The 14,442-nt window shown below is 71.6% G+C and carries 11 protein-coding genes; 5 read left to right on the forward strand and 6 right to left on the reverse strand.

The genetic code is table 11. From position 1 onward, the window contains the following. The first annotated feature begins 55 nt into the window (after positions 1-55). Positions 56-1,546 (forward strand): tetratricopeptide repeat protein, encoded by a 1,491-nt coding sequence (locus tag WMF22_RS16575; RefSeq protein ID WP_438036322.1) that lies wholly within the window; start codon positions 56-58, stop codon positions 1,544-1,546. A 24-nt stretch (positions 1,547-1,570) separates the two neighbouring features. Here WMF22_RS16575 and WMF22_RS16580 read toward each other — a convergent pair whose 3' ends face one another. The 3 genes from WMF22_RS16580 to WMF22_RS16590 all read right to left on the reverse strand — a co-directional run bounded on the left by WMF22_RS16580 (position 1,571) and on the right by WMF22_RS16590 (position 4,522). Further along, positions 1,571-2,350 (reverse strand): hypothetical protein, encoded by a 780-nt coding sequence (locus tag WMF22_RS16580; RefSeq protein WP_438036323.1) that lies wholly within the window; start codon positions 2,348-2,350, stop codon positions 1,571-1,573. A gap of 86 nt (positions 2,351-2,436) precedes the next feature. Next, positions 2,437-3,774: an NAD(P)/FAD-dependent oxidoreductase gene (locus WMF22_RS16585; protein ID WP_438036324.1), complete on the reverse strand. Its 1,338-nt coding sequence runs from the start codon at positions 3,772-3,774 to the stop codon at positions 2,437-2,439. 241 nt (positions 3,775-4,015) lie between these two features. Next, positions 4,016-4,522 (reverse strand): DUF2505 domain-containing protein, encoded by a 507-nt coding sequence (locus WMF22_RS16590; protein WP_437300037.1) that lies wholly within the window; start codon positions 4,520-4,522, stop codon positions 4,016-4,018. Positions 4,523-4,759: 237 nt separating this feature from the next. Here WMF22_RS16590 and WMF22_RS16595 point away from each other — a divergent pair, with 237 nt between their 5' ends. Next, complete coding sequence (locus tag WMF22_RS16595) at positions 4,760-5,191, forward strand: response regulator (protein ID WP_437300038.1); 432 nt, start codon at positions 4,760-4,762, stop codon at positions 5,189-5,191. Positions 5,192-5,247: 56 nt separating this feature from the next. Here WMF22_RS16595 and WMF22_RS16600 read toward each other — a convergent pair whose 3' ends face one another. The 3 genes from WMF22_RS16600 to WMF22_RS16610 all read right to left on the reverse strand — a co-directional run bounded on the left by WMF22_RS16600 (position 5,248) and on the right by WMF22_RS16610 (position 10,879). Then, positions 5,248-7,473: a protein kinase domain-containing protein gene (locus tag WMF22_RS16600; RefSeq protein WP_437300039.1), complete on the reverse strand. Its 2,226-nt coding sequence runs from the start codon at positions 7,471-7,473 to the stop codon at positions 5,248-5,250. Between the two features lie 90 nt (positions 7,474-7,563). Next, a complete protein-coding gene (locus WMF22_RS16605) occupies positions 7,564-8,991 on the reverse strand; it encodes a pyridoxal phosphate-dependent aminotransferase (RefSeq protein ID WP_438036325.1) in 1,428 nt (475 codons plus the stop codon). Positions 8,992-9,058: 67 nt separating this feature from the next. Beyond that, positions 9,059-10,879, reverse strand: coding sequence for a hypothetical protein (locus tag WMF22_RS16610; protein WP_437300041.1), 1,821 nt, complete (start codon positions 10,877-10,879; stop codon positions 9,059-9,061). Between the two features lie 458 nt (positions 10,880-11,337). Here WMF22_RS16610 and WMF22_RS16615 point away from each other — a divergent pair, with 458 nt between their 5' ends. The 3 genes from WMF22_RS16615 to WMF22_RS16625 all read left to right on the forward strand — a co-directional run bounded on the left by WMF22_RS16615 (position 11,338) and on the right by WMF22_RS16625 (position 14,287). Continuing rightward, positions 11,338-11,760 carry a hypothetical protein gene (locus tag WMF22_RS16615; protein WP_044964995.1) on the forward strand — a complete coding sequence of 141 codons (423 nt, stop codon included), beginning with the start codon at positions 11,338-11,340 and terminating at the stop codon, positions 11,758-11,760. A 974-nt stretch (positions 11,761-12,734) separates the two neighbouring features. Beyond that, entirely contained in the window at positions 12,735-13,319 is a 585-nt protein-coding gene (locus WMF22_RS16620) for a hypothetical protein (RefSeq protein ID WP_438036326.1), read from the forward strand. Positions 13,320-13,372: 53 nt separating this feature from the next. Beyond that, the gene (locus tag WMF22_RS16625; RefSeq protein WP_438036327.1) at positions 13,373-14,287 is read left to right on the forward strand and encodes an isoaspartyl peptidase/L-asparaginase; all 915 of its coding nucleotides are present in this window, start codon (positions 13,373-13,375) and stop codon (positions 14,285-14,287) included. Positions 14,288-14,442 lie beyond the last annotated feature (155 nt).

Consider the following 14,442-nt stretch of genomic DNA (forward strand, 5'->3'; position numbering starts at 1 on the left):
CGCGCCGAGACGTCGCTTGATCCCGGCGGGGCACGGCGGCTACCGTCCTTGGATCATGAGCGAGCAAAGCGACTGGGTGCTGATCGGCCTGGATGAGACCACGGCGCGCCGGCAGGGGATCCCCGCGCGCATGCCGGTGCCTCGGGGGGAGTTCGAGGGGCTGGCTGACAAGGGGCTCAGCATCGACGCCGCCCGCAAGTGGATCAAAGACTTCCTCACGAACTCCGAGCCCGGCAAGAGCGGCGTCTGGCGCAAGCAGAACAGCACGCTCGTCTCGCAGTTCGAGGCGTTCCTCGACAAGGCTCCGGTCTGGGAGCGCGCGCAGAAGGCGTTCGGCGAGCGCGACTACGAGAAGGCGATCTCGGCGCTCAAGCGCATCATCACGATGGATCCCGACGATCACGCCGCGCGGCTGAACCTCGCATCGGCGCAGGCGAACATGGGCGATCACCCCGCGGCGCTGAAGAGCTTCCAGGCGATCCGAAAGACGTTCCAGGGGGACGCCGACTACCACGTGGCGGTCGGGCAAGTGCACCTGGCGATGCAGAAGAAGGACGCCGCCCTCGACGAGATGGTGCTCGCGCTCGAGGCGAAGCCCGACTGCCAGCCGGCGCTGGACGCGATGGTCCAGCTCGGGGTCCTCCTGCCGATCTACGAGAACCCGCGCGACGCGGCCTCGCTCGTCTACGTGCGCTCCGACGCGGTGCTCGAGTACCTTGCGGGCCAGTGGGACGCGGCGCCGCGCGACGGCGCCTTCTACCTCGAGCAGCTCGCCTACCACGAGCGCGAGCTCCGCCACGACGTCGCGCTGGCTGCAGCGGAGCGCGCCGTCGCCGCCTCGAGCGAAGGGGCGAGCCGCGAGCGCGCGCACCTCGCGCGGATCGCCGCGCTCCGCTCGCTCGGGCGCACCGACGAGGCGCTCGCCGCGGCCGAGGCCTTCGCCGCGGCGGCGCCGTCCTCGTCGGGCGCCTGGGTCGAGCTCGCCAAGTGCCTGTCCCAGGCGGGCCGCGGCGCGGAGGTGCCCGCCGCGGTCGAGCGCGCGCTGGAGAGCGACCCAGGCGACCTCGCGGCGCTCTCGCTCCGGTTCTGGCCGAGCGATCCCGCGGACATCCAGAAGGTCAACGAGGCGATCCCCGCGCTCGCCGCCTTCGTCGCGGCTCACCCCGAGAGCGCCGGCGCGCGCCGCTCGCTCGCCCGCGCCGAGCTGGTCGCAGGTCGGATCGACGACGCGCTCGCGGGCTTCGCGGCGGCCGTCGCGCTCGCGCCCGGGGACGACGACCTCCGGGCCGAGTACTGGACCGAGCTCGGGAAGCAGCAGCGGTACCCGGACATCATCGCCGACGCCGCGAAGCTCTCGGACCTCGCGAAGCGCGACTGGAAGCTCCGGTGGAACGAGGCCGAGGCGTACGCCGCGCTCGGCAAGAACATCGAGGCGCGGGCGGCGTTCTCGGCCATCAACTTCGACGAGTCGCTGCACGTCGACGTGCGCCGCAGGGCCAAGCGCGCCGTCAAGACGATGGATGAGACGCCGCCCGTCGCGCCGTGACGCCTGGCCGCGGGCGGCGCGCGCTCAGAGCGAGCCGGAGACGCCGAGCCCGACGGTGTCGCCCGTGACGATCGGCTTCACCGACAGGGCGACGTCGTTGCGGACGAGCTTCTTCTCCGGCGCGGCGAGGCCGCCGATGAACATCGCGGCCCCGGCGACCTGCGCCAGCCCGTCGACCATGAGGACGAAGACGCCGCCGCCCTTCGCATCCGCGGTGCCCACGGTGATGAAGGGGCCGGCGAGCGGGATGTAGAGCGGGAGGTAGCTCTCGCCGCTTCCGCCGCTCGCCCTGTCAGCGCTCTCCGCCACGAGCCCGACCATCGCCGAGAGGATGTAGGTGACGCCGAACGTCACGGCGCCGCCGATGACCAGGCCGCGGCGCGCCCTCTCCTCGACGCGGTAACCCTCCGGGACGGCCTGCCCTTCCTCGTAGTTCATGATCCTCGGGCCAACAGGATACGAGCCGGAAGGCGAGGCGTATCCCGGAGGCGGCGCGTACCCCGGAGGCGGCGCGTACCCCGGGGGCGGGGCGTATCCCGGGGGCGGGGCGTATCCCGGGGGCGGCGCGTATCCCGGAGGCGGGTAGTAGCCGGGCTGCTGCCCATACGGGGCAGGCGCGCCGTACGGCGCAGGGGCCCCGTGAGGCGCGGGCTGCGGCTCGGCGCCTGCGCGCGGCGAGGACGCAGGAGGCGCCTGCGCGAAGGCGGAGGGGGCGCTGAGCAGGAGTGCGGCGAGGGGTGCTGCGCTGGCGAGGAGCGCTCGCCATGGGTGCGTCGAGGCGCCCTGTCCGGGATGGGTCGTCATGGTCAACGACGCTAACGCAGCTCCGTCGCCGAGGTCCAGACGAGCGCAGTACGCCGGCGGGCTGCGTGTGTGCTCCCGGGCGGCGGCTATGCGCGCGTGCGCGCGGGCTCCATCGGCGGGTGCCGCCTCACGGCGCCACCGTCCATGCGCGCCTCGAGCTCCGGCGCGTGGTGGTCCTCCAGGAGCGGCGGGATCTCGCCCGTGATCAACCGCGAGGCGCGCTCGTAGGTCACGTAGGACAGGGCCCACGAGAACAGCACCAGGAAGCGGTTACGGAAGCCGATCAGGAAGAGGATATGGACGAACAGCCACGCGAGCCACGCCAGGAACCCGGAGAGCTTCAGCCTGCCGAAGTCGGCGACCGCCGCGGCGCGCCCGATCGTCGACAGGGATCCCCGGTCGTTGTACCGGAACGGCAGCCGCGGCAGCCCCCGCAGGGTGCGCGCGATGCAGCGCGCGGCGTGGCGCCCTCCCTGGATCGCCGCGGGCGCCACGCCGGGCACGGGCGTCCCGTCCTCCTGCTTCACCGACGCGAGGTCGCCGATCACGTAGATGTCCTCGTGACCCGGCACCGTCAGGTCCGGCGCCACCAGCACGCGCCCTGCCTGGTCGAGCGGCGCTCCGAGGCTGCGGGCGAGCGCGGACGCCGCCACGCCGGCCCCCCAGAGCACGGTCCTGGCTTCGATCCGCTTGTCGCCGATCGAGACCCCCTCCTCGTCGATGTCGGTGACGCGGCAGTTCGTCCGCACCTCCACGTTGAGCGCGGCCAGCTGCTGTTGCGCCTTCTCGCCGAGCTCCGGCACGTACGACGGCAGCACCTGCCCGGCCCCTTCCAGCAGGAGGATGCGGGCCTTGCTCGGATCGATGCGCCGGAACTCGCGCACGAGCGTGTGCCTCGCGAGCTCCGAGAGGGCGCCGGCGAGCTCGACGCCCGTCGGGCCCGCGCCCACCACCACGAACGTCATCCAGGCGCTCCGCCGCGCCGGATCCGGCTCGCGCTCGGCCGCCTCGAAGGCGAGGAGGACGCGCCGGCGAATCTCGAGCGCGTCCTCGACGGTCTTGAGCCCGGGCGCGACGGCCGCCCACGCGTCGTTCCCGAAGTACGAATGCGACGCCCCGGCCGCGACGATCAGCTTGTCGTAGCCGAGCTCGCCGTCCTCGAAGATCACCCGCTTCTGGACGGGATCGATCGCCTTCACCTCGGCGAGGATCACGCTCGTGTTCTTCTGCTTGCGCAGCACGTGGCGGATGGGCGTGGCGATGTCGCTCGCGCTCAGGCCCGCCGTCGCGACCTGATACAGGAGGGGCTGGAACGTGTGATGGTTGTGCCGGTCGATCACGGTCACCCGCACCGGCTCGCGCCGGAGCGCCCGCGCCGCGTAGAGGCCGCCGAAGCCGGCACCGATGATGACGACGTGCTCCATGCCGTGGCCCTGGTTCCCGTACGCCACCGCAGCAAGAGCCGGAGCCGCAGATCTCCCGCTTTGACCCTGGACGTGCAGGGGTGCGCCCTCGCTCGTTCGCGAGATGGAGGCCGCGAGACGGCCGCTCGCGATCCCCTCTCATCCCCCTCTCGTCGGCGTCGCCGTCCGTTCGTCGGGCAGCGCCGGCGTCAGGCGCCCCAGGCGGCGCGCGGCAGGGACCGGCCGATCGCCTCCAGCCCGGCTAAGCCGCTTTGCCCTGGGCGATCCACTTGTTCATGAAGACCGCGCTGACCTCCCACCCTTGCCGCAGCTCCTTCTCGGCGCTGCTCTCGAGCATGCCGCCGACGCCGAACACCTTCGCTTCGATCGTGATCTCGGCGATCCGACGCACCTTGTTGTCGCCGATGGCCTCGGCGCGCACCACGCCTTCGTTGCGCATCTTGTCGGCCAGGGTGCTGGGCGTCAGCTTGAAGGTCCACACGTTCGTCGCCTTGTTCAGCCTGCCCTCTTCGGTGTAGCGGAAACCGGAGCCGAGCAGCTTCTCGACGGGGCCGGGCAAATTCATCTTCGGCTTCCCGGCCGACCTCCGGATGATCTCCGTCGCCGTCTCGACCTGCTCCGTGATCGTGAACTCGGGGAACCCGAGCTCCTTCCTGTAGAGCTCCTCGTTGAACGTCTTGTCCAGGAACAGCTTCCAGAACGTCTCGAGGTTGCAGTTGATCTCGTGTGTGAGGGTGAACTTGCCCATGGGATCGTTCCTTTGCGGTGCGCGGGGTCGATGACGTATAGCTCCGCGTTTACCGCAGCCCGTACGTGGCGTCCATGTCTCGACCCGCGCCGCTGAGCGCGGGATCTGCGCTGGCGACGCGTCCGTCTGCGCTGCGCGCGCCACCGGCGTTGCGCACGGTCGCGTACGCGCGCTCCGGGCGATGCGGGGGCTGGCGGCGGGCTTCCTGCGCTCCTGCGTCCGTGCGATCATGACGCTGTGACGTGCATCCTCGTCATCGACGACGACGCCGCGATCCGAGCCATGTTTGCGCGTTCGCTCCGTACGCTGGGCGACGTCGAGGAGGCGAACGGCGGAGCGCCGGCGCTGCGCCGGCTCTCCGCGCGCAAGTTCGATCTCGTGGTGCTCGATCTGCACATGCCGCTGATCGACGGCTTCAGCGTGCTCGAGTCGCTCTCGGCCAAGGGAGCGCTGAACCGCGACACGCCCGTCTTCGTCGTGACGGCCGATGAGTCGCAGCAGGCGCGCATCCGCGCGCTGCGACGGCACGCGATCTTCCTGCTCTCGAAGCCGGTGAACCTCGCCATGCTGGTGTCGCTCGCCGAGTCGTCGCTGAAGAAAGCCGCGGCCCGCGCCACCCCGCCCCCGCCGCCCGACGAGGCGCAGCCCGAGAAGCCGGACGAGGACTGAGCGATGCGCCGGCCGCGCGGGCTGCGGGGGAGGCAGCCGCGCCCGGTCCGAAGGCGCTACCGCGGCGCGAGGTCGAGGGGGGGCGCAGCGGGGCGCGGCCGCGGCGGCGCCTGGCCGGGGACGGGCCCGCGCGGCAGCGTGGAGGCGGGCGGAGTCGCCGGCAGTCCGGGCTGGCTCGCGGGCCGTGGCGGAGGCCACCCGGTGACGGACGGCGCGGGCAGGGGCCCTGGGACGCGCGGCGCAGGGGTGACCGAGGAGCCCGGGGACGGCGTCCCGGGCGCGGGTACGGCGCCCGGGACGTACGCCGGCTGCCCGCCCGGGACAGGGGCGGCTGCATCGGCGGGCACCGCGGCATCCGCGGCCGCGTCGGCCGGGGCGGCGGCGTCGGCGGGGGCGGCCGCGTCGGCGATCAGCTCGGCCGCGGCTGCATCGCTCGGGGCCGCGGCGTCCGCGACGGCGTCGCTCGCGACCGTCGACGCCGTCGCTGCCGCGCTCGGCGTCGCCGCGGCATCGGCGCCGGCATCGGGCGCCTGCACCGCCGGTGCGGACGCGCTGGGGCTGGCGGAAGGCACCACCACACCGCCGAGCGATATGCGGCCGGAACGCGCGAGCAGCAGGAACGCAACGGCCGCGACCACGCCCAGGACGATCAGCGCGAGCAACGCCACGCGCACGAAGGACCCCTTCGCGGGAGGGGACGCGCGGCGCTCGGGCGCGGACGCGACGGCGCTCGTGGGGCCGCTCGCGTGCGCCGCCGGACCGACGTAAGCCGCCGGCCCCGGGGACACCGGCGGCCCGACGTGCAGCGGCGGCGGGAGCAGCGGCAGCGGCGAAAGCCCCGCCGGGAAATCGAGCGGCGAGCCTGCTCCGTCGGGGTTCGACTTGCGCGTCGCATCCGGCGTCGATTTGCGCGTCGCGTCCGGATTCGACTTGCGCATCGGGTCGGCGTTCGCGCGGCGCGGGCTCGTCGGCGCCGGCATGCGCGAGCTGGCCGGCCCCGACATGCGCGAGCTGGCCGGTCCTGACATGCGCGAGCTTGCGGGTCCCGACATGCGCGAGCTGGCCGGCCCCGACATGCGCGAGCTCGCGGGGCCCGCCGGGGACGAGGGGGGCGCCGCGTCGGCCGCGCCCCCGCCCTCCGTCGCCTCCGGGCCGTCCTGCAGGATCGGCAGCATGGAGATGCGCCGCAGCATCACCTCGGTCGCGTCCTCGGGGCGCGAGGCCTGCGGCTTCTGAGGGTGGGCGCGCTCGGCGAGGATCCGGTCGAGCTCGTCGAGCGCCTGATCGATCCGCTCCTTGCGCGCCTCGGCGACCCCGGGGAGCAGATCGCGCACGAGCTGGCCCACCTGTTTGTCGGTGTAGCTCTCGCGGACCGCGGCGCTCACCTGCTCGAGATCGCGGCGCAGCTCCGCGGCCGTCTGGTACCGCTCGTTCGGGTTCTTGGCGAGCGCCCGCATGATGATGCGGTCGAGCTCCGGGTGGACCTCGGGCATGATCTCGCGCGGCGGCTGCGGGTTGCGGTTGGCGATCTGCTGCATCGCCTCCAGCGGGCCCTTGCCGCGGAACGGCGTGTGGCCCGTCACCAGCAGGTAGAGCAGCACGCCCATCGAGAAGAGATCGCTGCGGCGGTCGAGCGCCCCGCCCATGACCTGCTCGGGCGAGAAATACCCGGTCTTGCCCTTGATCGCGCCGACGCGGCTGGTCTGCGCGCGCGCCCGCGTCTTCGCGACGCCGAAGTCGACGACCTTGACCATGCCGTCGAACGTCACCATCACGTTCTCCGGCGTGACGTCGCGGTGGATCAGGTTGAGGAGCTCGCCCGTGTCGTCGCGGACCTCGTGCGCCGCGTGCAGCCCGGCGCACGCGTCGATCATCACGTGGAGCACCCAGCCGAGCGGCAGGAGCGCGCGCTTCGCCTTCTGGTTCGAGAAGATCTTCGCGATCGGGGCGCCGTCGATCCACTCCATCGCGAGGTACGGCCGATCGCGGACCTCGCCGTACGCGAGGATGTGCACGACGTTCGGGTGGAGGATCCGCGACGCGGTGCACGCCTCGTCGAGGAACATCGCCCGCGCGTCGTCATCCCCGCGCATCGCGTCCGACAGCAGCTTGACGGCGACGATCTGGACGGAGCCGTTGGGCCGCCTGAGCCGCGCAGCCCACACGGCGGCCATGCCGCCCACGGCTGCCGGGAACAGCAGCTCGTAGGGGCCGATCGTATCGCCCGGCTGGAAGTTACCGGGGTCGTCGTCGTTCCAATCACTCCACGGATCTTTGGCCACGCGCTCCCCCACCATGTCGGAAGACGTGCAGCGCGACAAGACCTGGCGCTCGGCCCCGTCTTCCCGCTCCCCTGCGCGGCGCCGCCGGTGTCAGGCCCGGCGACGCTCGCCTACCATGCGCTCGAGCCGCCCGAGCGCCCGGACGAGGACGTCCTCGCTCGGGCCGAAAGAAAAGCGGACGTGGTGGCGGAACCGCGACGGCCGCCCCGCCCGGCGCTTGCCGGGGTTGACGTCGAAGAACTCGCCCGGCACGACGATGATCCGCTCCCCGAGGGCCGCCCGGAAGAAGCCGTAGCCGTCGGAGAGCCCCGGGGGCAAATCCGCGACCGAGCCCCAGACGTAGAACGTGCCCTCGGGCTCCGCGTCGACCGTGACGCCGATCTTGCGCAGCCCGTCGAGCATGATCTCACGCTTGCGCGAGAACGTCCGGTGGATGGCCGTCGTCTCGGCGCGGGTGTGCTCGATGGTAAGCAGCTCTGCCGCGGCGCGCTGCATCGGCTTGGAGCCGCCGCCGTCGAGGAAGCTGCCGGCGCTCGCCACCGCCTCGATGACCTCGCGCGGCCCCAGCGTCCAGGTGACGCGCCAGCCCGGGTAGCGCCAGTTCTTGGTCAGGCCGTCGAAGATCACGACCGGATCGCGGTCGACCTCCTCGACGTAGCGCGCGGCGCTCTCCATCGGGGCGACGTCGCCCATCCCGTAGATGTAGTGCGAGTAGAACTCGTCGAGCAGGAGCGCGCAATCGAGCTCCTTCGCGGTGCGGACCCAGGCGGCGAGCTCCTCGCCGCGCACGTGCTTCCCGGTCGGGTTGCAGGGGTTCGAGGCGAGGATCGCGCTCAGGCCGCGGCCCAGGATCTCGCGGCGCAGGTCGCCGACGGAGAACGAGTAGCCCCGTTCGCCCTCCAGCAGGATCGGGATCGGCGAGAACAGCCGGAAGACGTCGAGCAGCTCCTCGTAGGCGGTGTAATCGGGGAGGAAGTGGCCGAGGTTGATCTGCCCGAGCGCCGCCGCGGCGCGGGTGAGGGCGATGCGACCCCCGCCCGACACCGCCACGTTCTCGGCCGTGTAGCGCGACGGCATGCCCCGCCGGTACGCGCGGTTGTAGAGCGACGCGATCGCCTCGCGCAGCTCCCAGAGGCCGGCCACGGGCGCGTATTCCTGGTCGTCTCCGGAGATCGGCACCGCCGCGCAGCGCGCGGGCGAGCCCGGGAGCGGGCCCGTCTCCGGCTGGCCCTGCCCGAGGTTGCACCAGCCGTCCGTCCCCTCGTCGGCGCCCGGCTCGGAGGGACCCGCGGACGCGGAGTCCCGACCCGGGTTAAAGCCCAGGCGCGCGGCCTCGGTCGTCACGTAGATGACGCCCGTCCGCGGGACCTTCCGGAAAGCGTGGACCGCCCGGTCGTCGCCGCGCGGCGGAGCCGGCGTGTTCCCCCGGTCGCCCGCCGCCCCGGGATCGCTGGGCCGGGCCTCGTCTCCCTGGACGTCGCTTCGCTCGTCGGGATGCTCTCGCTCTACTTCTGTCATCGTTTGTTTCCAGGCACTTCCAGGCATGGGAGGCGCTGCCGTGGCGACCCGGCGGGAGGCGAGCGCCTCAGGCCTGCTGGGCCGTCGGCTTTCCGCCGTCCTCGCTCGCCGGCTCGGGCTGCCGCGCCCACGGCATCGTCTTACCCGAGAAGATCCAGAGCAGGTAATAGCAGAAGGCGAGTGAGACAGCGGTGAGCACCGTGTACTTGTCGTCGTTGTAGTTGAACGTGATCCAGATGAACTGGCTGAGCGCCGCCAGGCCGAACAGGGGTACCTCGATCTGGCGCTTCACCCGGGTGAGCGGCGCGCTCAAGATCATGAATGAATAGTAATAACAGGTCAGCTGCGAGAGCAGGATGACGAAGATCTGGGCGAGGCACTGGGCCACCCACAGCGAGCGGACCCGCCGGCACACGTAGACGAAGCCCGCCAGGGTCGCGGCGATAATCCCGTAGGCGATCCAGCGGTATTTCGCGTAGCGCTCGTTGCGCATCCGCTTCCAGACCTCGAACGGATCGACGAGCTTCGTGTCCTTCGTGTACTTCATGCGGCCGGACTCGACGCCCGTGCCGGGCTCGTGGCCGACGAGCACGCGGAGGCCCATGTGGTTCGTCAGCGGCGTCTGGTCGTGCACCTTGAGCGTGTGCTCGTAGAACTGCCGGTACGAGTCCGTGCCCGAGACCTTCATGCTCACCGGAATGAGCACGGCGGCCGCGAGCACGCCGCCGATCAGCACCTGCACGTGCGACCTCGCCATGCGCTTGTGGCGGACGAGGTGAATCCCGGCGACGGTGAGCCAGCCGATCACGGGCAGGCCCGGGAAGATGCGCAGGAGGCCAGCGTAGACCATGCTCGCGCCCGCGAGCTTGAAGTAGCGCTTCCGGATGAGGCAGGCCGAGAGGACCAGGTAGAAGAGCCAGTCCTGCCGGAGGAACGCGCCGCCCGTCCAGTAGAACGGCGCCGACGACTGGCAGCCCCAGAAGATCGCCGCGACGGCGAAGACCCGCCACCCGAAGGCCCAGTAGAGGGCGGCGAACATCCCGAGCAGATAGAAAATATCGAAGCTGGCGAGGAACTGGAGGTAGCGGGTGCTGGCCGGCTGGAGGTCCGCCCAGAACTTACCCATGATCGTCCAGACCGGCGGCGGGTTGTAGCCGTGGTCCTTCTGCATGTCCTCCCAGTAGCCCTTGTCCGAGGCCGTCCGGAAGAACTGCACGTCGGCCTTGAACGCGTCCCAGCGCTCCGGTGAGAAGTGCGCCTTGCAGATCTCGGGCGTGCTGAGCACCTCGCTCGCCGGCATGAGGAGGTTGTCGCCACCGAGGTTCCGGATCTTCTTGTCCGGGTGGCGAACCTCCTTCGCCATGTCCAGCTTGACCTGCCGCCCCGTGTCCTCGTTCGTGTACGTGACGAGCCCCAGCTCGTCCTGCGCGATCAGCGCGCATTTGTAGAGGCCGTCGTACCCCATCTCCGGGAAGTACTTGGCCCCCATGTAATAATGGAACTGATCCCAGCGGTGGTAATACTTGGGATAGCCGAAGCGGAAGCCGTTGAAGTACGCGATGATGGCGGCGACACCGAGCGCCACGCCGGCGAACCGCTTCCAGCGCTCCGCGATCGGCCGGCGCATCCCCTCGCGGTGCGTCTCGTAGAAGACGCAGAGCGCGGCGCCCATCGCGATCGCCACCTTCGCCATGTCCACGGCGCGAGCGTGCTCGTCGATGTACCGGTCCAGACCATGGAAGAAGAGCGCGATGCCCGCGGCGACCGTGCTGTACCGCGCGAGCACGCGGAGCCGCGACGGGACGAACCAGTTGAGCGCGAACGCGACGCCGAAGTAGGCGCAGAGCGCGATGACGATCTCGATGACTTGTTGTGACGTGAGCTTCATTGCCTGCGGTTCGGATCGGGATCGAGGTGACGCGGGACGCGCCGGCGGGCCTCTTCGCCGGCCTTCCGCGGCAGCACGCCCGGCGTCGGGCGCTGCTGCCGCCCCGACCCGTCGCTGCGGGCTGGAGCCCGTCGGCCGGGGCGACGCCGTAGGTGCAGGACGCACCCCGTCCCGGACGGGCTCCACGGGGGAGGCGGCGCCACCTTAGCCGAAATCCCAGGAGTGTGGCGCTCTCGTTGTGGCCGCCATGGGCATCGGCGGGCGTACCCAGGTGGCGTGCGTGTGACAGGTGTGACCGGGGCGGAGCCGTGTCGGCTCGACATGCTGCGCAATTGAGCGGGCTTCCTCCGCCGAGCAGAGCTCGTGTATCGTCTCCCTTCGTGTCGAACGACAGTTTCTCTTCCTCTTCTTCGGGGGGCTCGGAGCGAGAGGGGGCCCGAGGCCCCTACGGCTTTCTCGTGCGGGTCGACGGTGCGCCGCCGCTCTGGTGCCGGGAGGTGCGGGGCTTCCACCGCGCCGCCGTCGCCGCGGCCGATCCTGACGCGCTGCCTCCCGCGCAGCTCGTGCTCGTCGGCCTCGACGAGGCGGCGCGCGCGTGGCTCGCGTCGTGGGCCGAGGACAGCGAGCGCGTGCGCCGCACGCTGACGATCCGCCGGCTGCTCGACGACCGCGAAGCCACCGCGGTCGTGACGCTGGCGTCCTACGGCTACGGGGTCAACACCGCGCTCGCCGTGGAGTCGGTCGTGGTGCCCGGGGGCGACGGCCCGGCGGCCATCCTGCGCAGCGGGGTCCACACGAAGGAAGAGATCGACGCGATGCTCGCGGTCCTCGCCACGGCGCTGCCGGAGGGCGAGGAGGCGAGCTGGTTCGCACACGTCTGACGCGCGCGGGGCCGGTCACGGCGCGCCGGCCCGCCGCGCGATGTCCTCGCCCTCGTTCCACCGGACCTGTTCCGGCAGCTGCGCGCTTGCGTCCGGCACGTCGTCTCGCTGGAGCGCTCTGCGCCTCGCCCTGGAGACGCGCTTTGCGCCTCGTCCTGCCTGGCTGCTCCCTCCGGTGACGCCTGCCTGGCCGCGTGCGACGTGCGACGTGCGACGTGCGGCGTGCGGCGACGCTCGACGTTCGACGCCTGCCCGGCTGCGCTGCGAGACGCGGTGGGAGCGGTGGGACGATGCGGACCGTGGGTGGACCGTGCGTGGACCGTGGGTGGACATGGATGGAATGGAAGAGAATCACTTTCGATGTTTCGGTGCGTGAGCCCCTTGCTCGCCTGAACAGCGGTGATACGCTGGTCCTCGGCCTCGGACGGAGCATCAGCTCCAGGATGGTCCTGCCGTGGAGCACCACGGTGCTGGGGTCGACACCAGATCGGCGGGCTCTCCGCTGATCCGCAATCGAACACCCTTGCCATGCCGGACGATCTCTTTCGATCCGGCGCGGGGTGCCGGCAAGCCGGAGGAGGGATGGACACCATGCACAGTACCAGTGGCTCTTCTATACCGGAGGCTGGGAACGGCTGACCCTCGTGGAGCGTGGACGCAGGGTCATCGGGGCCTTGCAAAACGCTACCGCGCTCGGCCAGGTCCGGCGCTCGATAACCTGTTGACTGCCATCGCGACCTCCGCGAGGCCGGCAGAGAGGGAATCGAGGAAGACTCAGGTCTTCCGGCAACGATTCTCACCGGCGCTCCGGGGCTGAACGCTCGTCGCGATGGGACAGGGGGGGCGCCGCACAGGCGGGATCAAGCGGGGTCCAGAAGGCCTCCGGTAGAGGCCCACGGGACGGGTCGGGTGCGAACGAAGCACCCGACCCGTTTTTATTTCCATTGCCCGCGAGCGCTTTTTTGTCCTGCGCCGTGCCCGTCTGGTACGCGGGCTCGATGCGGATGCTGCTGCTCGCGCTGCTGCCGGCGTTGCCCCTGCTTCCAGCGTGCGCCGACGCCTTCGGGGATCAGGAGGCGCCGGAGCGGGGGACCGCGCTCGGCGCGTTCCACGTGGTGGGGACACAGACGGCGAACACGTGCGGGGAGGGGGCGCTCGGCGCGAAGCGCCTGTGGGAGTTCGACGTCGCGCTCGCGCGCGGCGACGGCGCCCTGTACTGGAACAACGGCGCCAGCGTGATCGCAGGCGTCATCGACGACGACGAGGTGAGCTTCTCGATCGACGGGCGCGTGGTGGTGGACATGCGCGCGGGCGACGCGCCGCCGGGGCCGCCGTGCTCCGTCGAGCGCCGCGACCGGGCGCTCGGGCAGCTCGGCGGCAGAGGGGATGACGTCGCGGGGTTCAAGGCGACGATGTCCTTCGAGTTCGTGCCCACGGCGGGGTCGCGGTGCGAGGACCTCGTCGCCGGAGAGCTCAGCGTCGCGCCGGTGGTCGCGGCGCTGCCGTGCGGCATGACCTACGATCTCAAGGCCAAGCGGAGCGCGCTCCCGCCCGAGTGAGCGTCGGCTGGGCGTGGACCTCCGGGCGCGCGCCGCGGTAGGGTTCCACGGTCGTGAAGCACGTCATCCATTCTCTGGGCGGGCGCGGCGGGCGGCGCACCGTCCTGGTCCACGGCGGCGCGGGCAACGTCGCTCCGGAGCGGCGGCCGCTGCATGCGGCGGGGTGCCTCCGCGCGGCGCGCGAGGGAGCACGCGTGCTCTCCGCGGGAGGGAGCGCGCTCGACGCGGTCGAGCGCGCGGTGCGCGTCCTCGAGGACGATCCGCTCTTCAACGCGGGCACGGGCGCGTGCCTCAACGAGGAGGGCCACGTCGAGCTCGACGCGTCGATCATGGAGGGCCGCGGGCTCAGGGCCGGCGCGGTCTGCGCGCTCTCGGAGTTCGCCGAGCCGATCGCGATCGCGCGCGCGGCGCTGGAGGACGGCCGGCACGTGCTGTACGCCGCGCACGGCGCCGCGCGGTTCGCGCGGATGAAGGGGTTCACGCCCGTGGGCGAGGCGGCGCTCGTCACGGAGGCGGCCCGGGAGGCGCTCGCGGCGGCCCAGCAAGGCATCCGCGCGACGTCCTGGGCGGGCAACACGGTCGGCGCGGTGGCGCTCGACGAGGGCGGGCTCACCGCCGCGGCGACGAGCACGGGCGGCACGGTCAACAAGCGGGTCGGGCGGGTGGGGGACTCGCCCCTCATCGGGGCAGGGACGTACGCTGACGACGAGGCCGGGGCCGTGTCGACGACCGGCCACGGCGAGGGGATGATCCGGCTCGTCGTGGCGCACTCGGCCGTGGAGCGGATGCGCGCGGGCACCGGCGCGGTCGACGCGGCGAGCGGGATCATCGCGCACCTGGCGGAGCGCCTCGACATCACCGGGGGCGTCATCGCGCTCGATCGGGCTGGGCGGTTCGGGCTGGCGCGATCGACCGCGACAATGTCGTGGGCGGCGGTCGGCGATTGGGGCGAGGAAAGCGGTGTGTGAATTCTCTTTACAGAGAACCACAATTATTCCATGGTCACTGTTCATCGCGTGACGCCCCGGGCGCTCTCGCGTACGCGGTCGTGAGCCTCACTGTCAAACCGCGTTCGTCCTGAGCTGGGGTGTTCGCAACCAAGCCGCGGCGCTGTTGCGCGCGT

It is taken from the genome of Sorangium sp. So ce204, assembly GCF_051526795.1.
GTDB classification, from domain to species: domain Bacteria; phylum Myxococcota_A; class Polyangia; order Polyangiales; family Polyangiaceae; genus Sorangium; species Sorangium cellulosum_B.